The 19913-nt window shown below is 71.9% G+C and carries 19 protein-coding genes and 2 pseudogenes; 6 read left to right on the top strand and 15 right to left on the bottom strand.

From position 1 onward, the window contains the following. Window positions 1–62: 62 nt before the first annotated feature. Genes A4E84_RS03765 through A4E84_RS03775 form a run of 3 tightly spaced genes read right to left on the bottom strand, consistent with a single transcriptional unit; the run spans window position 63 to window position 5631 of the window. The gene (locus A4E84_RS03765) at window positions 63–1502 is read right to left on the bottom strand and encodes an NAD-dependent succinate-semialdehyde dehydrogenase (protein ID WP_062925172.1); all 1440 of its coding nucleotides are present in this window, start codon (window positions 1500–1502) and stop codon (window positions 63–65) included. After that, window positions 1499–4366: an FAD-binding and (Fe-S)-binding domain-containing protein gene (locus tag A4E84_RS03770; RefSeq protein ID WP_062925173.1), complete on the bottom strand. Its 2868-nt coding sequence runs from the start codon at window positions 4364–4366 to the stop codon at window positions 1499–1501. Before A4E84_RS03770 ends, A4E84_RS03765 begins: the two co-directional genes overlap by 4 nt. Next, window positions 4363–5631: an aspartate aminotransferase family protein gene (locus A4E84_RS03775; RefSeq protein WP_062925174.1), complete on the bottom strand. Its 1269-nt coding sequence runs from the start codon at window positions 5629–5631 to the stop codon at window positions 4363–4365. Before A4E84_RS03775 ends, A4E84_RS03770 begins: the two co-directional genes overlap by 4 nt. A gap of 227 nt (window positions 5632–5858) precedes the next feature. Here A4E84_RS03775 and A4E84_RS03780 point away from each other — a divergent pair, with 227 nt between their 5' ends. The 4 genes from A4E84_RS03780 to A4E84_RS03795 all read left to right on the top strand — a co-directional run bounded on the left by A4E84_RS03780 (window position 5859) and on the right by A4E84_RS03795 (window position 9938). Further along, complete coding sequence (locus A4E84_RS03780; RefSeq protein WP_062925175.1) at window positions 5859–7505, top strand: PucR family transcriptional regulator; 1647 nt, start codon at window positions 5859–5861, stop codon at window positions 7503–7505. 62 nt (window positions 7506–7567) lie between these two features. Beyond that, the gene (locus tag A4E84_RS03785) at window positions 7568–8173 is read left to right on the top strand and encodes an RNA polymerase sigma factor (RefSeq protein WP_062925176.1); all 606 of its coding nucleotides are present in this window, start codon (window positions 7568–7570) and stop codon (window positions 8171–8173) included. Further along, the gene (locus tag A4E84_RS03790; RefSeq protein ID WP_062925177.1) at window positions 8170–8697 is read left to right on the top strand and encodes a hypothetical protein; all 528 of its coding nucleotides are present in this window, start codon (window positions 8170–8172) and stop codon (window positions 8695–8697) included. The genes A4E84_RS03785 and A4E84_RS03790 overlap by 4 nt, the downstream gene beginning before the upstream one ends. Then, window positions 8694–9938 (top strand): acyltransferase family protein, encoded by a 1245-nt coding sequence (locus A4E84_RS03795; protein WP_237304808.1) that lies wholly within the window; start codon window positions 8694–8696, stop codon window positions 9936–9938. Before A4E84_RS03790 ends, A4E84_RS03795 begins: the two co-directional genes overlap by 4 nt. On the opposite strand, the gene paaE is transcribed toward A4E84_RS03795, so the two are convergent. From paaE to paaA, 5 genes are read right to left on the bottom strand one after another with little or no spacing between them, the layout of a single operon-like run. Continuing rightward, entirely contained in the window at window positions 9875–10990 is a 1116-nt protein-coding gene (paaE, locus tag A4E84_RS03800; RefSeq protein ID WP_237304810.1) for a 1,2-phenylacetyl-CoA epoxidase subunit PaaE, read from the bottom strand. The genes A4E84_RS03795 and paaE overlap by 64 nt on opposite strands. Next, on the bottom strand, window positions 10990–11505 hold the full coding sequence (gene paaD, locus A4E84_RS03805; RefSeq protein WP_062925178.1) for a 1,2-phenylacetyl-CoA epoxidase subunit PaaD: 516 nt from the start codon (window positions 11503–11505) through the stop codon (window positions 10990–10992). The genes paaE and paaD overlap by 1 nt, the downstream gene beginning before the upstream one ends. Continuing rightward, window positions 11499–12326: a 1,2-phenylacetyl-CoA epoxidase subunit PaaC gene (paaC, locus tag A4E84_RS03810; RefSeq protein WP_062925179.1), complete on the bottom strand. Its 828-nt coding sequence runs from the start codon at window positions 12324–12326 to the stop codon at window positions 11499–11501. Before paaC ends, paaD begins: the two co-directional genes overlap by 7 nt. Window positions 12327–12336: 10 nt before the next feature. Further along, entirely contained in the window at window positions 12337–12630 is a 294-nt protein-coding gene (paaB, locus tag A4E84_RS03815; protein ID WP_031142175.1) for a 1,2-phenylacetyl-CoA epoxidase subunit PaaB, read from the bottom strand. Then, on the bottom strand, window positions 12627–13613 hold the full coding sequence (gene paaA / locus A4E84_RS03820) for a 1,2-phenylacetyl-CoA epoxidase subunit PaaA (protein WP_062925180.1): 987 nt from the start codon (window positions 13611–13613) through the stop codon (window positions 12627–12629). Before paaA ends, paaB begins: the two co-directional genes overlap by 4 nt. Window positions 13614–13785: 172 nt before the next feature. Here paaA and paaI point away from each other — a divergent pair. Continuing rightward, window positions 13786–14199, top strand: a pseudogene (gene paaI / locus A4E84_RS41990) (hydroxyphenylacetyl-CoA thioesterase PaaI); the annotation flags it as partial. Window positions 14200–14557: 358 nt separating this feature from the next. On the opposite strand, the pseudogene A4E84_RS44250 reads toward paaI, so the two are convergent. After that, window positions 14558–14834 (bottom strand): annotated as a pseudogene (locus tag A4E84_RS44250) (hypothetical protein). Next, a complete protein-coding gene (locus A4E84_RS44255) occupies window positions 14831–15019 on the bottom strand; it encodes a hypothetical protein (protein ID WP_079128847.1) in 189 nt (62 codons plus the stop codon). Before A4E84_RS44255 ends, A4E84_RS44250 begins: the two are co-directional and overlap by 4 nt. Before the next feature lie 291 nt (window positions 15020–15310). Here A4E84_RS44255 and A4E84_RS03830 point away from each other — a divergent pair, with 291 nt between their 5' ends. Continuing rightward, complete coding sequence (locus tag A4E84_RS03830; protein WP_062925182.1) at window positions 15311–15616, top strand: hypothetical protein; 306 nt, start codon at window positions 15311–15313, stop codon at window positions 15614–15616. Here A4E84_RS03830 and A4E84_RS03835 read toward each other — a convergent pair. The 5 genes from A4E84_RS03835 to A4E84_RS42815 all read right to left on the bottom strand — a co-directional run bounded on the left by A4E84_RS03835 (window position 15565) and on the right by A4E84_RS42815 (window position 19853). Next, the gene (locus tag A4E84_RS03835) at window positions 15565–15954 is read right to left on the bottom strand and encodes a peptidase inhibitor family I36 protein (protein WP_062925183.1); all 390 of its coding nucleotides are present in this window, start codon (window positions 15952–15954) and stop codon (window positions 15565–15567) included. The two genes, A4E84_RS03830 and A4E84_RS03835, sit on opposite strands and share 52 nt — an antisense overlap. A 193-nt stretch (window positions 15955–16147) precedes the next feature. Next, a complete protein-coding gene (locus A4E84_RS03840; protein WP_079128848.1) occupies window positions 16148–17095 on the bottom strand; it encodes a peptidoglycan DD-metalloendopeptidase family protein in 948 nt (315 codons plus the stop codon). 51 nt (window positions 17096–17146) lie between these two features. Continuing rightward, window positions 17147–18499, bottom strand: a complete 1353-nt coding sequence (locus tag A4E84_RS44035) for a protein kinase domain-containing protein (protein ID WP_107308461.1) — start codon at window positions 18497–18499, stop codon at window positions 17147–17149. Window positions 18500–18585: 86 nt separating this feature from the next. After that, entirely contained in the window at window positions 18586–19338 is a 753-nt protein-coding gene (locus A4E84_RS44040) for a hypothetical protein (protein WP_062931281.1), read from the bottom strand. Between the two features lie 119 nt (window positions 19339–19457). Continuing rightward, window positions 19458–19853 (bottom strand): peptidase inhibitor family I36 protein, encoded by a 396-nt coding sequence (locus A4E84_RS42815; RefSeq protein ID WP_062925185.1) that lies wholly within the window; start codon window positions 19851–19853, stop codon window positions 19458–19460. Window positions 19854–19913: the final 60 nt, after the last annotated feature.

Consider the following 19913-nt stretch of genomic DNA (forward strand, 5'->3'; position numbering starts at 1 on the left):
GTCCACGCAGCGGTGCCCTTCTGCGATGTCAGGGGAGGCGGGCCGCCTCGGCGGTGGCATCGTCACCGCACGGGCACAGCGACGTACTGGTACTCCAGGAACTCGTCGATCCCCACCCGGCCGCCCTCACGCCCGAGCCCGGACTGCTTGACCCCGCCGAACGGAGCCGCCGGGTTGGAGACGAGGCCGGTGTTCAGACCCACCATGCCCACCTCCAGTCCTTCGCTGACGCGCAGACCGCGGTCCAGACCCTGCGTGAAGACATAACCGACGAGACCCCAGGGGGTGTCGTTGGCTCGGCGCAGGACCTCGTCCTCGTCGTCGAAGGTGAGGATCGCGGCGACCGGGCCGAAGATCTCCGTGTCCATCAGACGGCTCTCGGGAGAGACATCCGCGAGCACGGTCGGCGGGTAGAAGCAGCCGGGCCCTTCCGGAGTGCGCCCGCCGACGAGCACCTGAGCACCGCGCTCCACCGCGTCGGCCACCAGTTCCTCCACCTTGGCACGCCCGGCGGCGTCGATCAGCGGGCCGACATCGACGCCGTCCCGGGTGCCTGGGCCCACCACGAGGGCGCCCATCCGCTCGGCGAGTCGCCGTCCGAACTCGTCGGCGACCGAGCGGTGGACGAAGAAGCGGTTGGCGGCGGTGCAGGCCTCGCCCATGTTGCGCATCTTGGCGACCATCGCCCCGTCCACGGCGACGTCCAGGTCGGCGTCGTCGAAGACGATGAAAGGCGCGTTCCCGCCCAGTTCCATCGAGGTGCGCACGACGGTGTCGGCGCACTGCGCGAGCAGCAGCCGGCCGACGGCGGTGGAACCGGTGAAGGACAGCTTGCGGATCCGGCCGCCGCGCAGCAGCGGCTCGCACACCTCACCGGCGCGGGAGGTGGTGACGACGTTCAGCACGCCGTCCGGCAGGCCCGCCTCCTTGAGGATCCCGGCCAGCGCCAGGCTGGACAGCGGGGTCTGCGGGGCGGGTTTGAGGATCATCGTGCAGCCCGCCGCGATCGCCGGGCCGATCTTGCGGGTGCCCATGGCCAGCGGGAAGTTCCACGGCGTGATCAGCAGGCAGGGGCCGACCGGGCGGCGGGAGAGCAGCATGCGGTTACGGCCGTCCGGCAGGGTGCCGCAGCCGCCGTCGATACGGACGGCCTCCTCGGAGAACCAGCGGAAGAACTCGGCGGCGTACGCCACCTCTCCCCTGGCCTCGGCGAGCGGCTTGCCCATCTCGGACGTCATCAGGTGGGCGAGCTCGTCGGTGCGTTCCAGGATGAGCTCGTGGGCGCGGCGCAGGATCTCGCTGCGTGCCCGGGGCGCTGTGCCGGCCCAGTCGGGCTGGGCCTGGACGGCCGCCTCCTCGGCGAGCCGGGCGTCCTTGGGGCCGGCGTCGGCGACGTGGCAGAGGATCTCACCGGTGGCGGGGTCGTCGACGGGCATGGTGGCGCCGTCCGCGGCATCCACCCAGGCACCGCCGATGAACAACTGAGTCAGTACCTCGGTCATGTCGTCTCTCCTGGTTGATCGGCGGCGGGGTCGAGGAGTTCGGCGAGGTGCAGGGCGCGGATGCCCTGGTCGCCGGCGAGGTGGTCGATCTGGGCGGCGCAGCTGAAGCCGTCGGCGACGACGGATCGGCCGTCGAGTGCGTCGAGGCGCGGTGTGAGGGCGAGGTCGGCGACGGCGATGGAGGTGTCGTAGTGCTGGGCTTCGAAGCCGAAGTTGCCGGCGAGTCCGCAGCAGCCCTCGGCCTCGTCGACGCTGCCTACGCCCAGGCGGCGCAGCAGGTCGGCGGGGCGGCGGCCCTTGAAGGTGGCGTACTCGTGGCAGTGGGTCTGGAGCACGACGTTCTGGGGCAGTGGCGGTGGGGTCCAGCCATCGTCGGCGAGATCGGTCAGTGCCCCGGTGAAGGTCTGTACGCGGTCCGCCACGCGCCGGGCGGCCTCGGTGCCGAGGAGTTCGGGTACGTCGCGTTTGAGGGCGGCGGCGCAGCTGGGTTCGGCCACGATGATGGGCCGGTCGTCGCCGTCGTCGAGAGCGGTGACCGTGCGGTCCATGATCTTGCGGGCCGTGGCGAGCTGGCCGGTGCTGACCCAGGTCAGTCCGCAGCACAAGCCGTCCTGGGGGGTGCAGGGGATTCCGGCGTCGGCGAGCACCCGGCTCGCGGCTCCTGCGACCTGGGGGCGGAAGGCGCGGGTGAAGCTGTCGACGAAGAGGATGGCCTTGGCCGGTTCGCTGGGTTTCGCCGCCTGGAGGGTTTTGCGCAGGGTGCGGCGGGAGGCGAAGGCGGGGATCCTGCGCTGGGTGGTGACGCCGCCCAGGCGGGCCAGGAGCTTGCCGAGCGGGCCGCGCAGCAGCAGGTTGAGCGGGCGGGCGGCGTATCCGGCCAGGGCCGAGGTCTTCGGCAGCCAGCCGAGGGAGTAGTGGGAGCGGGGGCGCAGGCGGCCCTTGTAGTGCTGGTGGAGGAACTCGGCCTTGTAGGTGGCCATGTCGACACCCACCGGGCAGTCGCTGGAGCAGGCCTTGCAGGACAGGCACAGGTCGAGGGCGTCGCGCACCTCGGTGGAGCGCCAGCCCTCTGTCACTGTCTCGCCGCGGACCATCTCCTGGAGCATGCGGGCCCGGCCGCGGGTGGAGTCGTTCTCCTCGCCCGTGGCCCGATAGCTCGGGCACATCACCCCGCCCGCGTCACTGCGGCAACGGCCGACACCGACACACCGGCGCACCGCACCGGCGAAGCCGTCCTCGTCATGCGGAAAGGTGAACTTGGCTTCTACCAAAGGAAGTTCGCGCAGCGCGAGGTCGGCGTCGAGCGGCGCGGGATCGACGATCACCCCGGGGTTGAGCAGCCCGTGGGGGTCGAAGACCTGCTTGAACGCGGCGAACGCGGCGATCATGCGGTGGCTGTACATGACCTTCAGCAGTTCGCTGCGGGCGCGTCCGTCACCGTGCTCACCCGACAGGGTGCCGCCGTGCTCGACGACCAGCGCGGCGGCCTCGGTGAGGAAGCGGCGCATGACCTCCCGGCCCGTCTCGCTGGCCAGGTCGAAGTCGATCCGCACGTGGACGCATCCGGCGCCGAAGTGCCCGTACAGCACACCGGTCAGCTGGTGGGAGGCGAGCAGCTTGCGGAAGCCGCGCAGGTAGGCGGACAGATTCTCCGGGGCGACGGCCGCGTCCTCCCAGCCCGGCCAGGACTCCCCGCCGTCGACGAGCCGGGCGGCGAGCCCGGCCCCGTCCTCGCGCACCCGCCACAGCGACCGTCGCTCCGCCGGGCTCTGCACGACCCGGCCCCCGGTCAGCCGCCCCAGGTCCTTCAGTACGCCGAGCAACTCGGCGGCCCGCGCGTTCACCTCGGCCTGGTCGTCGCCTTCGAGCTCGACATACAGCCAGGCCCGCCCCTCGGGCAGGCCGGTGACGGAATCGGCCCCGCGGCGGGCGCGCATGGTGGCGACGATCGCCTCGTCCATTCCCTCCACCGCACTCGGCGAGAAGCGCAGGATCTCCGGCACGTCCTCAGCCGCCTGGACCACATCCTCGTAGCCCAGGGTCAGCAGGGTGGATGCCTGTGCGGTCGCCACCAGGCGGACCGTCGCGGCGGTGACGACCGCACAGGTGCCCTCGGTGCCCACCAGGGCGCGGGCCAGGTCGAAGCCGTTCTCCGGCAGGAGGTGGTGGAGCTGATAACCCGAGACCTGCCGCGGGATGCGGCCCAGCTCGGTCCGGAGCAGCGCCAGGTTCTCACCGACCAGACGCTTGAGATCGGCTTCCAGCCGGGCGACCGGCCCGGCATCGCCAGGATCGACCGGGTGCAGCCCTGCGTGGTCGGCGACGGCCCGCACGCCGTCAGCCGTCACGATCTCCAGCGACACCACATGCCCGCTGGTCCGCCCGTCGCGCACCGACCGGTTCCCGCACGCGTCATTGCCGATCATCCCGCCGAGGGTGCAGCGGCTGTGCGAGGACGGGTCCGGGCCGAAGTCCAGCCCGTGCAACGCGGTGGCGGAGCGCAGCGCGTCCAGCACCACCCCCGCCTCGACCCGCGCCGTGCGCGCCTCGACGTCGATGTCCAGGATCCGGTTCATGTACCGGGAGAAGTCCAGCACCACCCCCGGCCCGACGGCGTTGCCCGCCATGCTCGTGCCGCCGCCCCGGGCCGTGACCGGCACACCCGCCTCACGGCAGGCCCGCAGCACCGCGACCACGTCGTCGGCTGTGCGCGGGAAGGCCACCGCCCGCGGCGGCACACGGTAGTTGGAGGCGTCGTAGGCGTACGGACCGGTGGCACCTACCCCGGTCTCCACCCGCAGACCGGGCGCGAACTCGGCGAGGCGCGCCTTGAGACCCGCCAGGTCGCGGGTGGCGGTGGTCATCGCTCTCCGGCTCCCGACGTGCCGGCCTCGACCGCGTTCGTCCAGGCCTGAAGGCCCTCGTCGACGCCCGCCTCGTCGATCACGAGTGCCGGGATCATGCGGACGACCTGGTTCGAGGCGCCGCACAGCAGCAGGAGCAGGCCCTCGTCGATCGCGGCGCGCTGCACGCGGGCCGCGGTCTCGGAGTCGGGGCTGCCGTCCTCGGTGACGAACTCGGTGGCGAGCATGAGGCCGAGGCCGCGGACGTCGCCGATGCCCGGGGTCCGGTCGGCCACGGCCTCCAGGCCCTGGCGGAGCCGCTTGCCCATGGCCTCGGCGTTCTCGACGAGCTTCTCGTCGCGTACGACGTCGAGCGTCGCGCAGGCGGCGGCGCAGGCCACGGCGTTGGCGCCGTACGTGCCGCCCTGCGAGCCGGGCCAGGCCTTGGTCATCAGTTCCTCGGAGGCGGCGATGCCGGAGAGGGGAAAACCGCTGGCCAGGCCCTTGGCGGTGACGAGGATGTCGGGGGTGACGCCGAAGTGGTCGTGGCCCCAGAAGCGGCCGGTGCGGCCGACTCCGGTCTGCACCTCGTCGAGGATCAGCAGGAAGCCGTGCCGGTCCGCCCGTTCCCGCAGGCCCTCCATGAAGGCGCGGTTCGCGGGCACGTAGCCGCCCTCGCCGAGGACCGGCTCGACGATGATCGCTGCCGTGTCTGCGGGCGACGAGATCGTCTGGAGGGTGTAGTCGAGTTCCTTCAGGGCGAAGCGGGTGGCGGTCTCCTCGTCCCAGCCGTACCGGAAGGCCGTCGGGAACGGGGTGACGACCACGCCGCTCATCAGCGGCGAGAACCCGGACCGGAAGCGGATGCCGGAGGTGGTCATGGAGGCGGCGGCGACCGTACGGCCGTGGAAGCCGCCGTGGCAGACGATGACGTTCGGCCGGCCGGTGGCCTGGCGGGCCAGCCGCAGCGCCGCCTCGACGGCCTCGCTGCCGGAGTTGGTGAAGAACAGGCTGTCCAGGCCGGCCGGCAGCACCTCGCCCAGCTTGTCGACCAGGCGGCGCAGCGGCTGGTGCATGACGGTCGTGTACTGGCCGTGGATCAGCGTGCCCACCTGCTCCTGTGCCGCCGCCACGACCTTGGGGTGGCAGTGCCCGGTGCTGGTGACGCCGATGCCGGCGGTGAAGTCGAGGTAGCGGCGGCCGTCCTCACCGTAGAGGTGGACGCCCTCGCCCCGGTCCGCCACGACGGGCGTGGCCTGGCGAAGGTGCGGCGACAGTGCGGTCATGGTGTCTCCCGGCCGTACGACGAGGTCTGGTTGCTTGGCTCAGCTCCGGTTACCGAGCATCCAAGCCGCCGCGAAACGCGACAACGCGTGATCTGTCCAGCCGGAACCCGTTGTTCGGACGTTGTGTCAACCGCCGGACCCCCCAGGCACCGCCTGCCCCTCCGGTGGACAGCTCTTGCGCAGGTCAGCCCCGCTTGTCAGAGTGACCGGGCACGCAGGGAGGCCCCGTGACCGTTCACCCCCCGCCGGCCGGCCGTGACTCCGCCCCGGCCGGTCGCGCACCGACCCTGGCCGACGTCCTCGCCCTGCCGGTCCTGGCCGCCGGACAGCCCCAGGTCGTCACGGGCCTGACCGAGCTGGACCGGCCGGTGCGCTGGGTTCACATCACCGAGCTGACGGACCCGGCCTCCTTCCTCAAGGGCGGCGAGCTGGTCCTGACGACGGGCATGCCGCTGCCCGAGGACGCCGCGGGGGTCCGCCGGTACGTCGACGAACTCACCGAGGTGGGGGCTGCCGCCCTGGTCATCGAACTCGTACGCCGCTACCACCGGCCGCCCGACGCCCTCGTGCAGGCGTGCCGGGCCCGGGGGCTGCCCCTGGTCACCCTCGCCCGGGACGTCAACTTCCTGGAGGTCACCCAGGTCGTGCACGCGCTGATCCTCGGCAACCAGACCGACGCGATGCGGCGGACGCAGCGGATCCACGAGGCCTTCACGGCTCTGACGTTGCGCGGGGCGGGGCCGGAGGACGTGGTGCGCGCGGCGGCGGAGATGAGCGGCCGGACGGTCGTGCTGGAGAACCTGGTGCACCAGGCGCTGATCTGCGAGCCCTCGGGGAGCACGGTGGAGGAGGCGCTCGGGGACTGGGAGCGGCGCTCCCGGGCGGCCGAGCCCGGCGACCGCACCGAGGTGGGCGGCCCGGAGGGGTGGCTCACCGCCCCCGTCTCCTACCAGGGCGAACGCTGGGGGCGACTGGCCATGCTGCCCGCCGACGGGCCGGTTTTCGGTCCGGAGCACGTCACCGTGCTGGAGCGGACGGCGATGGCCCTGACCGTGGCCCGGCTCATCCACTCCACGCCATGGGAGCACACGGCCCACCGCAACGCCCTGCGCGAGCTGGCGGAGCAACGCCACCCCGCCGAGGACGTCCGGGCCCGCTGCGCCGCGCTGGGTCTGCCCACGGAGGCCGGCGTCTTCCTGGCCGTCCTCGTGGATCTGGGACCCGGAGGGGCGGGCGCCGAGCCGGAGACCCGACTGCACCGGGAGCTGCGGTCGGCCGGGGTCCCGGCGCTGGTCGGCGAACTGTCCCCGCGCCGCCTGGGTGTCCTGCTGGCCCTGCGGCCTGCCCAGCCCTGGCGGCCCGTGGCCGAACGCCTCAGCCGCACCGCGCTGGCGCTGGCGCCGGAGGCGATCGTCGGCGTGGGCTCGGAGGTGGCGGATCTCGCCGACAGCGCACGCTCGTTCCGGGAGGCGGCCCGGGTCATAGAGGCCACCCCGCCCGGCCAGCCCCTCCCCGCGGACCGTTCCTTCCACGAGCTGCCGGACATCGGCCTGCCCCGGCTGCTGTACGCGCTGCGCGAGGACACCCGGATCCAGGACTACACGGAGCGCCGGCTGGGCCGGCTCATCGACCACGACACCCGGCACGGTACCGACCTGCTGGCGACCCTGGGCCACTACCTCGACGCCGCCGGCAACAAAACCACGGCGGCCCGTCGCGGCGGCCTGTCCAGGGAGACCCTGTACCAGCGGCTGCGCACCATCGAGCGCCTCCTCGACACCGACCTCGAATCCGGCGAGCGCCGCACCGAACTCCACGTGGCCCTCACGGCGTTGCGGGTCCTGCGCGCCGACCGGGGGCCGCATCCCCTGTAACGCTTCGCCCGTCCCGTTCCAAGAACAAGTGACAGGCACCTGTCGACGAGAAGGGGACATCGGTGGACGACGCGGAACGGTTACGGAGTGGGCCCGCTGCGGCAGTCGGCGACCCGCGGCTCTTCGAGGACTTCTACCGGCGCCATGTCGACGCGGTGCTGCGCTTCGTGGCCCGGCGAGTGGACGACCCGCACACGGCGGCCGATCTGACGGCCGAGATCTTCCTCGCCGTTCTCGACTCGGCCGGCACCTACCGCCCGCACCTCGGCAGCGAAACGGCGTGGCTGTACGGCATCGCCCGTAACGTCGTGTCGTCGGAGCGCCGCCGGGTCGCCCGGGAGACCGCACGCGATCTGCGCATCTCGGGGCGGCGGTTGCTGGAGCCGGACGACATCGCCCGCATCGAGGACAAGCTCGACGCGGAGAGCCCCGGGCGGCGCGTCCTGGCCGCGCTGGCGATGCTCCCCGAGGGCGAGCGGGCCGTCATGGAACTGGTCGCGGTCGATCAGCTCACGGTCACCGAGGCCGCGGCCGCCCTGGGCATCCGCCAGGTCACGGCCCGGGTCCGGCTGCACCGGGCGCGCAAGGCGCTGCGCGAGGAGACGGACTGCCGGACCGCACAGACGGCGGAGGCATCGCTGGTGCACGTCGCGAGGGGGGAAGCATGAGCACGAGGACGACGTTCGAGGACCGGCTGCTGGGTGAGTTGAAGAAGGAGATCGAGCTGCGCGGAGCCGGGTCCGGAGCGGACACCGGCACGACGACGGCTCCGGTGCGCCGCCGGTTCGCCCCGGTCCGCATCGTCATGCTGGCGGCCTGCGCGGCGGCGTTGGCCGCCACGGTGACGATGCCCGGCTCGCCCGCCGAACCCAGCGCGTTCGCGGTGGCACGCCACGACGACGGCAGTGTCGAACTCACCGTCAGCAAACAGGGCTTCGGCATCGACGACCAGCTGGAACTCGCCGAACGCATGCGCCCGTGGGGCATTCGGGTGGACGTGGTCGCTCCCGGGGACATGTGCAGTTCGTGGGAGATCCCCCGGGTCATGGTCCTCACCGCCGAAGGCGACCCCATCCGCGCCTGGCCCGTCACCCTGCGCCGCGGCAGCACGCTGGTGATCGAGAACTCCTGGGGCGAGCCGGTTCCCAGGGACGAGATCGAGCACTACGAGGTCAAGCCCTGCACACGGTGAGCGGGCGGCTGGGCCGGCTCGACGCGCTGCGCGGACTCGCGGCACTCGTCGTGGTGTTCGACCACTCGTCGCACACCTTCATGCCGGAATTGCGCGGGGAGTTGATGCCGCAGTTCAACACCAGTCGCTACGGCATCATGGTGTTCTTCCTGGTGAGCGGCTACATCATCCCGGCGTCGCTGGAACGCCGGGGCTGTGTCCGGGCGTTCTGGATCGGGCGGGTCTTCCGGATCTACCCGCTGTGGGCGGCTGTCGTCGGGGGGCTCCTCGTCATCGACTTTCTCGGTCTCGCCGAGGTACGGGGCTTCGACGGGCAGAGCGTGGTCGCCGTGGCCGTGGCACACGCCGTCTTGCTCCAGGAGTTGCTGGGGACGCCGAATCTGCTGCTCGTCCTGTGGACGCTGTCGTACGAGATGTGCTTCTACCTGCTGGTCGTCGCGCTCTTCACGGTGCGGCAGCATCAGCGGTCCGCGGCGGTCGCCGTCGTCTTCGCCGTGCTCGCGGCGGTGAGCGTCACGGCAGGAGCCGGGCTGCCGGTCTCCGCCCTGTCGGGTGCGGTCGGCTCCGGCCCTCTGATCGCGTGTGCGTCGATCGGCATGGGGGCCGCCCTCTGCTGTGCGAGCGCCGGGTCACCCGGACTGCGGTTGTTCGGCGGTGTGCTGGGCGGAGCCCTGGCGCTCGTCCTGGTTGTGTTCAACGGCACGGTCCCCCTGTGGGAGGGCCTGGTGATCCTGGCCGTGATGTTCCTCGGTACGGCCGTCCACCGTGCCGAACACGGCCTGATCACCTGGCGGTGCGCGGCGGGCACCGCCGTCCTGGTGGTCGGGGGTGCCGTGGCCAGTGCCTACCGGTACGGCGACGGCCACCACTTCACCCGGCGGGGCTGGATCGTGGCCTTCCTGCTGGCCGTGCTCACCTTCGCGGCCGCGTCGGCGTCGCGCCACCGCCGCATACCGGTGCCGCTGACCGGTCTCGGCACGATCAGCTACTCGGTCTATCTGGTGCATCCGGTGCTGCTGGCGGCGGTCGACGGCACCGTGGGCCGACGGCGGCAGGACAGCCTCGTACACGAAGTGGCCTTCCTCGCCGTGCTGTTGCCCCTGTGCGTGCTGACCCACCGGTACGTCGAAGCGCCCGCCCAGGCCTGGGGCCGGAGGGCGGCGCACCACCCGGGGGATCAGGTGTCGAAGTCCACCGTCAGCTCCCCGGACACCGGGAACGACTGGCAGGTGAGGACGTAGCCGGCGTCGACCTCGGACGGTTCGAGGGCGAAGTTGCGGCGCATGTCGGCCTTGCCGTCGGTGACCTGGGCGCGGCAGGTGCCGCAGACACCGCCCTTGCAGGCGAAGGGCAGGTCGGGGCGGGTCTGTTGGGCCCCTTCCAGGATGGTGCGGTCGCGGGGCAGCGGGGACGTGGTGGAGCGGCCGTCGAGGGTGACGGTGACCTGGCTGACCGGGCCGGTGGGGCCGCTCTCGGCGTGGTGGACCTCGCGGACGGGCTCGTCGTCGGCGTAGAAGAGCTCCTGGTGGACGCGGTCGGCGGGGACGCCGAGGCCGGTGAGGACCTCCTGGGCGGCGCGGACCATGCCGTGCGGGCCGCACAGCCACCAGTGGTCGGCGGACTCCACGTCGACCAGGGCGTCCACGAGGGCGGAGAGCCGCTCGGCGTCGAGGCGGCCGGACAGCACCTCGGCCTCGCGGGGCTCGCGGGACAGGACGTGGGCGAGTTGGAACCGCGTCGGGTAGAGGTCCTTCAGGTCGGCGAGTTCGTCGGCGAACATCACCGTGCCGGTGCGGCGGTTGCCGTAGAGGAGGGTGACGCGCGAACGGGAGTCGGCGGCCAGGACGGACTCGGCGATGGAGACCATGGGGGTGATGCCGGAGCCGGCGGCGATCAGGACGTGGTGGCCGTGGGTGGTCAGGTCGGGGGTGAAGGCGCCGGTGGGCGCCATGACCTGCACGGTGTCGCCGGGGCGTACGTCCCGCACCAGCCAGGAGGAGAACAGGCCGCCCGGCACCACCCGGACGCCGATGCGCGGTGCCGTGCCGGCGGGGGCGCAGATCGAGTAGGAGCGGCGCTCGTCCCGGCCGTCGATGTCGCGGCGCAGGGTAAGGGACTGGCCGGGCGCGAAGGTGAACTCCTCGGCCAGCTCGGCCGGGATGTCGAAGCTGACGGCTGCCGCGTCCTCGCACAGCGGCTGCACGGCGGCGACCCGCAGGGGGTGGAAGACCGGACGTCGGCGGGCACGCGGGCGCGGCGCCGGGGCGGGGGCCGGCTCCATCAGGTCCTCCATCAGATCTCCTTGACGTACTCGAACGGCTCGCGGCAGGCGAGGCAGCGCCACAGGGACTTGCAGGACGTGGCGCCGAAGCGGGAGGTCTCCTCGGTGTCGGGGTGACCGCAGCGGGGGCAGGGCACCGAGCGGCGGGTCGCCGACAGGACGAGCGGGACCGGGCCGGCGGCGTGCGCGGGCGCTGCGCCGGGCGGGGCGATGCCGTGCTCGGCGAGCTTGCGCCGGCCGGCGGCCGTGATCCAGTCACTGCTCCACGGCGGGTCGAGGACCGTGCGGATCTCCACGCGCGCGTACCCCGCCTCGCGCAGCCGGGCGGCCACGCCCGCGCGCATCTCCGCCATCGCTGGACAGCCCGAGTAGGTCGGGGTCAGGCTCGCGACCACCGTGCCGTCCTCGGTCAGTGACACCTCGCGCAGCACTCCGAGGTCGGCCAGGGTGAGCATGGGCAGTTCGGGATCGGGCACCTGCTCGGCGATGCGCCGGGCCCGTCGCGCGTCCAGGAGTGCCGTCACCATGTCGCCCCCGGGTGGGCGCGGGCCACACCCTGCAACTCGGCCAGCAGCGGGGCGAGATGCTCGGTGTGCTCCCCGGTGCGGCCCGAGCCGGGCAGCGGGCGGTAGACGGGCATGGGCAGCCCGGCCGCCTCGGTGACCTGACGCAGCACCGCGACGACCTCGTCCCGGACGTCGTACGCCGTGAACAGCTCGCCCAGGTAGGGCGCCACCTGCTCCTGCGCCTTGCGCATCCGGCGGTGCGACTCCTCGGTGCCGTCGCCCAGGCGCACGGCCCACTCGGCCGCGTACTGGCGGTGGTAGGCCAGCTCCTTCACGCCCTTGGCGGCGATCGCCGCGAGCACCGGGTCGCCGTGGGCGGTGAGCCGCTCGAAGTGCGCGAGGCGCCAGCTGGCGAGCACCAGCAGCCGCACGACGGTGAACGCGAAGTCGCCGTTGGGGAGTTCGGCCAGGCGCACGTTGCGGAAGTCGCCGGCGTCGCGGAAGTAGGCGTAGGCGTCCTCGTCGCGGCCGGTGCCGTCGACCTGGCCCGCGCGGGAGTACAGCAGGCGGGCCTGGCCGAGCAGGTCGAGCCCGATGTTGGCCAGCGCCACCTCCTCCTCCAGCTCGGGGGCGCGGGTGGTCCACTCGGCGAGCCGCTGGGCGGAGACCAGGGCGTCGTCGGCCAGCGTGACGCAGAGGGCGGCCAGTTCACCGGCGTCCACGTCGTCGGGCACCGTGGTGTCGACGCCGTGCAGGGGGTCCTCGAAGCCGGTGCCGTAGGCCCAGCGGGTGTCGTCCTCGTGACCCTCGGCGAGGGTCATGTAGACGTGGTCGTCGCTCATGCCCTGTCCTTCAGATGTGGGGGACGTCGTCGGGGATGTCGTAGAAGGTCGGGTGCCGGTAGACCTTGTCGGCGCTGGGCTCGAAGAAGGGGTCCTTCTCGTCGCGGGTGGAGGCGGCGATGTGCTCGGAGCGCACGACCCAGATGGAGACGCCCTCGTTGCGCCGGGTGTAGAGATCGCGGGCGTGGGTGAGCGCCATGCGGTCGTCGGCGGCGTGCAGCGAGCCCACGTGGACGTGGTTCAGGCCGCGCTTGCCGCGCACGAACACCTCGTACAGCGGCCAGTCCTGCTTGTCGGCGGTCATGCCACCGCTCCCTTCCGCTCGCGGGCCGCCTGCTTGGCGGCGTGGGCGGTGGCCGCCTCGCGCACCCAGGAGCCCTCCTCGTGGGCCGTGCGGCGCCGTTCCATCCGCTGGTCGTTGCACGGGCCGTCGCCCTTGATGACCCGCATCAGCTCGTCCCAGTCGGGCGTGCCGAAGTCGTGGTGGCCCCGCTCCTCGTTCCAGCGCAGCTCCGGGTCGGGGAGCGTCACACCGAGCTTCTCGGCCTGCGGGACGGTCATGTCGACGAAGCGCCGGCGCAGTTCGTCGTTGCTGTGCCGTTTGATCTTCCAGGCCATGGACTGCGCGGAGTTGGGCGAGGCGTCGTCGGGCGGGCCGAACATCATCAGCGACGGCCACCACCAGCGGTTCACGGCGTCCTGCACCATCTCGCGCTGCTCCGGGGTTCCGCGCATCATCGTCATCAGCAACTCGTAGCCCTGCCGCTGGTGGAACGACTCCTCCTTGCAGATCCGCACCATGGCGCGTGCGTACGGTCCGTACGAGGAGCGGCACAGCGGCACCTGGTTGCAGATCGCGGCGCCGTCCACGAACCAGCCGATCACGCCGACGTCCGCGAAGCTCAGTGTCGGGTAGTTGAAGATCGACGAGTACTTCTGGCGGCCCTCGATCAGCCGCTCGGTGAGGTCGGCGCGGTCGGCGCCCAGCGTCTCCGCCGCCGAGTACAGGTACAGCCCGTGCCCGGCCTCGTCCTGGACCTTGGCGAACAGAATGGCCTTGCGGCGCAGCGACGGTGCGCGGGTGATCCACTCACCCTCCGGCTGCATGCCGATGATCTCCGAGTGCGCGTGCTGCGCGATCTGCCGGATCAGTGTCTTCCGGTAGCCCTCCGGCATCCAGTCGCGGGGCTCGATCCGCTGGTCCCGCGCGATCGTCCCGTCGAAGTGCTGCTGGAGATCCGGCTCGGCGCCGTCCGCCCCCGCGGGGCTGGAGCGTGTCGTATCCATCCGTCCCACTTCCCAACCGACCATTCGTTCGGCCCATGGTAGGACAAGCCGGCGCGCCTTGGTAAGACCTCCCGGGGAAGTCCTGGACCCTTGACAGCCACCGGGGCGGCTGGATCACTTGGCAGCACCAAACTAACCGAATGGTCGGTCGGGCTACAAGGTGGAGCGAGACATGACCCATACCGCCGGCGCGACGGCGGCCGCGGAGGCGATGTTCGCCGCGGACCGGGCTTCCCGCGGGCTCGTGATCGAGCTGCTGGAGCAGGGCGAAGGGGCCGCCGTCCTGCGGATGACGGTGCCCCCCGCGATGGTGAACGGCCACGGGACCGCCCATGGCGGCTACGTCTTCCCGCCGGCCGACAGCGCCTTCGCCTGCGCGTGGGACAGCCACGGCCCGGTGACCGTCGCGGCCGGCGCGGACATCACCTTCGTGGCCCCGGCGCACGAGGGCGACACCCTCGTGGCGCGGGCCGAGGAGCGCGTGCGCCACGGCCGCAGCGGCGTCTACGACGTGACCGTCCGGCGGGGTGGCGAGGTGATGGCGGAGTTCCGGGGCCGCAGGCGCGCAGTACGCGGTCGGCCTGGTCCAGGACGTCGGGCCAGACCCCGGCGTACGTCTTCGGGTCCACCCCGCTCAGGGGCGTCAGCCACAGGTCGGCGTGCGACTGGAGCAGTTGCTCGGCCGACCGGTAGTCCAGGACGGATCCGCAGGAGAGGCGCAGCCCGTCGGTGTCGGCGGCGGTGCCTGGCCACCCGGGCAGGGCCTCGCAGTGGGCGGGGCACAGCAGTGCGAGCCAGTCCGGCGGCTCCCCCGGCTCGGTGGCGCGGCCCTGCCGGAGCGTGGTCGCCGTGGTGGGGCAGTCCAGCACCTGGCGGAGCCCGGTGAGCTGTCGGCCGGCGTCGAGTTGCTCGATGCCGGACGGCACCTTGGGCTCCTTCGGCGGCTAGACCTCGATGTACGCGACGACCACGACGGTGCGCAGCGCGGTGACGAAGTACAGGACGCGGACAGCTTCGACTTGGTCGGTGTACTGGCGCAGCTGGGGGCCGGCGGTGTCGCCGGGGATCGGCTCGCCGACGTCCGGGGCGACGGAGAGGACGACCAGGGCGCGGTCCAGGGCGTGGATCTCCGCCTCGCTGGTGATGTTCTCCCAGCCGCTTCGCGGCGGAGTCGGAGAAGGCTATACGGGCGCGGCGGGGGCCGTGCACCGACGGCGTCAGGCGACGGCCGGGCCCTCCGCGATCTCCCCGAGCAGCAGCTGCGCCTGGAGCTCGGAGGTCACAGCCTCTTCGAGGTTCTGGACGCGGAACGCATCGACGAGGAGGCCCTCAAGGTCGTCCAGTCCATTGAAGACGAGCTGAGGGAGCGAGCCGTGGCCGCGTATGAGGACCTCCTGCGCGGACACTGACCCTCACCGCTGTCCTGTGCCAGGGATGGGATCGGGGCGGACCCTGTCAGGGCTCTGACCAGCGCGATCAACCTTCGATGACGCAAACTCGCGTCCGTCACGCTTCGGTGGCACGCGGTCAGAGTTCGGTGACACAGGGCACGAGGGATCGCAGCCGGATGCGGACCGTAGTCGCTCCGGGAGGGGTGTCACGCTGATTGGCGAGGTGGCCCAGATCCGGGGCCGGGCCCGTGGTGCCGGGCCGGATCGTCAGCGTGACACTCCGACGTGACAGCCGGATCGGGGTGCGTGACCAGCCACCGCAACGGCCCGTCGGTGCTGCACACCCTCACCCCGGTCGGGGCGGCCGTGCTGCGCGCCGAGTGGCGGTCCGGCCGTGCGCTGATCCCGCCCGGCGGCTCGGCACAGGGTGATCGCGTCGATCAGGGCAGGACCGCGACCGGTCTCGTCGTCGGGGTCGGCCGTGCCCCCCGGGGGGGGCAGCCCAGCGCCCCGGCGCCGTCCGCGCTTCGCGCGGCGCCGGGGCACGACAGCCTGCCCGATCAGCAGCTGGTGGCCCACTTGTGGGAGCGGAGGGTCTTCGGGGTCGAGTAGGTGTACTTCAAGCCGTTGACTGCGCAGCCTTCGTAGGTGCTGTAGTTGGCGTAGCGGTAGTACTTGACGGCGTCGTAGCCTCCCGCGTAGCCGTTGTTGTATACCGACTTGACCGTCGTGGTGCCCGACCACGAGCACGTGATGGCACCGCCCCGCCAGTCGCTGTCGTCGGCGTCCCAGCTGCACATGCTTCCGCTACCGCCGCTGCCGGAGAAGAAGCAGACGTCGCCCTTCGCACAGCGGTCGTAACCGCTGGCGGCCTGGGCTGAAGTGGCCGGGACGCCCAGGCCGACGGCCGTCAGGGCGAGTGTGGCGATGGTGACACCTAGTTTGCGCATGTTTGTTCCCCCTTGGTCTGCCTCGATCGAGGCGCATGACGGTGCGGCCGGGCGTTGTGGGCGACGTTCAGTGATGTCGCTTCCGGTGTGCCACGCCGCTCCCGGTGACGTGTTCACACCATGGCCGACCCGGGCCGGGTGCCGGTACCTCGTACATCAGAGGAGTGGCGGTACGCGCCGGCGAAACCCCCGCTCAGGCCGGGCATTCGCCCCGCCACCGCACGGAGTCGATGGTCCGGCCGCCGGAGGCGAAGTTGCCCCGGCCCTCGTCCCAGCCGCGGTGCAGACAGGCGCCCCCGCCCTCCACGAAGGTGACCTGGACGTGGTCGTAGCCCTCCTGAACGTTGCCGTTGTTGAAGAACGACTTGCGCAGACCGCACGCGCTGCTGGGGTCGTCGCTGTCGGTCCGGCACACACTGCCGGTTCCGTCAGTGCCGGAGTAGAAGCACACCGAGCCCGGCGGGCAGTCCTTCCAGGCGGCGGAGTCGCCGCAGTTGGCGCTGGTCACGCTCGGCCACTGCCTGCCGACGCCCGTGTACTCGACGCCGTTGAAATGGACCGGCTTGCGGTGCCTTTCGTCGGTGAAGTCGCCGGCCGCCAAGTAGCGCTGTTCGTAGTGGAGATGGGCCCAACTCGTGCCACCGGAGGCGCCGATCCGGCCGATGCGCGTCGAGGGCTGGACCTTGTCGCCCTTCTTGACGTAGCGGTCGGGGGCGTCTTTGAGGTGGTAGTACGCCGTGAACCAGCCGCCCGCGTGCTTGACCTGAATGGTGTTCCCCGAGCCGTTGTCCCAGTAGGTCGCGGTGACCGTCCCCGTGGCGGACGCCTGTACGGGCAGGCCGTCGGATCCGGTGTTGCCCTTCACCACGATGTCGAGTGCGGGGTCGTGCCCGGCGTCGTAGGTGTTGAGCTGCCACTGGCTCTGGCAGGAGAACGGCATCTGGAAGGCGGGCTTGCCCGGGGGTGGCGCCTGCGTGAGCGATGCCCCGTCGGCGGATGCGGAACCAGCAGCCGAAGCGGAACCGGAAGCCGAAGCGCCGGACATCGTGGCGGCTCCCAGCGACAGCGCGGCCGCACAGGCGAGCATCGCCGTACGCAGCCGGTGTCCAAGGCGCCGGACTTTCCTCTTGCTCTGCGGCATCGGACCCCTTTCGCAGGGCCGGGCGGCGTGCCCGGCGGAGGTGTGCTCCGCTCACCGTCCCGCCGGAGGGGCGTCACCGCGTACTCGTATCTCAGAGGGTTGGGCCGCCGAAGGGCGCGCATCACTGGCTCGGCACTTCTTCTCCCAGATGTGCGACCGGGTCCGCAGCGGCGCGGTGAAGTTCTCCCTGGCGCCCACCTCGACGCAGCCCAGAGGCTCGCGCAGCCGCTTCTGCGCGTAGTAGGCGACATCGACGAACTCCTCGCCCGCGTCGGTGTCGTGGCCGTTGTTGAAGACCGACCGGGCCTTCTTCGGGGCGGCCCAGCCGCAATGGTTCTCGCCTGCTGTCCAGTCGTTGTCGTCGCCGTCCCACGCGCACATCTCGCCCATGCCGTCCCGCTCGGTGAAGAAGCAGACGCTGCCCTTGTCGCACCGGTCATAACCCACGGCGCCCGCGGCGGTCTCGCCCGCCCCCGCCAGGGCGTTGTTCACCCCGAGGCCGAGCGCCGCGAGCCCGGCCGCCGCCATCGCGGCCCAGCGCCACCGCCGAGGCAGCGGGTGCGACCGGGGCGAGCGGGCCGTGCCCGCCGCCGACTCCACCCTGCGCAGCAGTGACGCCGCGTCGTGGACGGCGCGCTCCCGGTGCGTGCGGGCCAGGCAGTCCGCGATGATCTGCTGCCAGGAGGAGGGGAGTTCCGGGGAGAGGCGCAACTCGTCATGGCCCTGCGCGTAGCGCACCGCCGCGTCCCGGCGGGCGGACGGGGTGGGGCCCGGCAGCGGCTGGGAGCCGGTGAGCACGACATGGGCGAGTACGCCGAAGGCCCAGACGTCCGCCGCCGGGCGGATCTGGCGGCCGCGTTCGCCGATCTCGGACCAGAGCAGCTCGGGCGGGGTGTAGTCGGGCGTGGAGAAGGCGGGGGTGTACGCGTGCGTGCCCTCCATCTCGGCGGCCATGTTGAAGTCGGCCAGGCGCACCGAACCGTCCTTCATTAGAAGGACGTTGGGCGGCTTGAGGTCGCCGTGCACCCAGCCCGCGTGGTGCAGCTGGTACAGGCCGGCGCAGATCTGGGCCAGCAGCTCGGGCCCGCCGCGTGGTCTCGGCGTCCGGGAGAGCAGGGCGTCGAGGGACTCCTCGGCCTTCTCCAGTACGAGGACGGTGGCGCCGTCGAGCTCCGGGTGCCCGGGGTCGTCCACCGTCAGCGTCTCGTACAACCGGATGAGGCGTGGCGCCTGCAGCCGGCTCAGCAACTTCACCTCGCGCTCGGCGAGTTCCCGCAGATGACGCAGCTGGCGTGGGGTGCTGGTGCCGGTGGGCAGGAACTTCAGCGCGGACACGGACGGTGGCTCCCCGGACGGGCCGACGCGTCGGCCCGCGTACACGCTGCCGAAGGCCCCGGCGGCCATGGGCTCGCGGACCTCCCAGCCGCCGACGCGATAGCCCTTGGGGACGTGCACGGAGTACGGATGTCCCGGGCTCGTACGGGACGGGTTCACCGCACCGCCTCGCGGGGGCGGGTGAGCAGGACGAGATCGTCCTCCCGGACAAGGTCGAAGCGGAGCGCGAGCGAGACGAGCGACTCCTTCTTGCCGTTGAGCCGGGGACCGGACTCCGCCGTGTCCGGGGCGGGCTTGAGGCGCAGCTTCACCGCCAGGTAGTCGATGTTCCACTGCACGGCGGCGCGGTTGGTGGTGGGCCAGATCGGTCGCAGCCGCTCGGCCAGCTGCTCGACGGTGGGCAGCTGCGCGTGCGGCGCACCGCGCAGCCGGGGCTCGCACAGCGCGGTCAGCACCGCGAAGTAGCGCTTGGAGCGGTCCAGGGCGAACGCCGGGGCGGTGGTGGCGCCGCCGGGGGACTCCTGGTCCGTCGCCCGGGTGTCGAGGTAGTCGTGGCGTGGCGCCCACACTTCGAAGCTGAGCAGCTCGCCGCCGGCGGGCAGTACCACCCGGGCGAACTCGAAGGGTACCGGGGCGTTGAGGCGGCCCGGTGCGACCTTGATGTGCTCGCCCGCACCCTCCGGGTTCTCCACGACATAGGTCTGGGAGTGGCTGAGGTTGCTCAGTATCCAGAAGGTGTCGTGTGCGGATATCCGGCCGGCGGCCCGGGACACCCCTTCGTGCGCGATGGTGAGGTGAGGGCCTGGCGCCCCCGTGCTCCGGCCGAAGTCGAGCTGTTCCCCGGGCGCGAGGCGGATCTGTTCCCCGGGCCCGCCGTACTCGGGCGGCACCACGATGATGCTGTACATCATTTGTCCCCCTTGTTGTCCTAACGAGCCCTAAAGTTAGGGGTGGTTCCCTTCTCAGGAAAAGGGAACGCGTTCCACTGGGGAGAGCGGCGTGCATCGCGGACGCGGTGAGGACCGCCTCAGCAGTGATCGATCCAACGGTGGGATAGCGGGGCGTACGTGCCCGCCAGGTTGCCCTGTTGGCGGACCGCGGTGCAGCCGGTCCGCCGGCTGTGCCGGGTGCGGTCGATGCCCGTGGGGGTGAAGTCGCGGCCCCGGAAGTACTCCACGCCGCCCGGCGCCCGGCCGTCGTCGGGAACGTTGACGAAGACCGACTTCACCGGGCGGTCCCGGGTCCAGGCGCAGGTCTCCTTCCCTGCGAGCCAGTCCGTGTCGTCTCCTTTCCAACTGCAGATGTCGCCGTTGCCGTTCTGTTCGCTGAAGAAGCAGACGGAGCCCAGCGGGCAGTGGTGATATCCGTACGACGGCTCGTCCTCCCGCAGGAAGTACGCCCCCGACGCTCCGAGCAGCGCCACTCCTCCGAGGCGTAGTGGTTGGTGGGCAGGACGAGGTGACTGGTGTCGGCGGAGGCGGCG

This window comes from Streptomyces qaidamensis (genome assembly GCF_001611795.1).
GTDB lineage: Bacteria > Actinomycetota > Actinomycetes > Streptomycetales > Streptomycetaceae > Streptomyces > Streptomyces qaidamensis.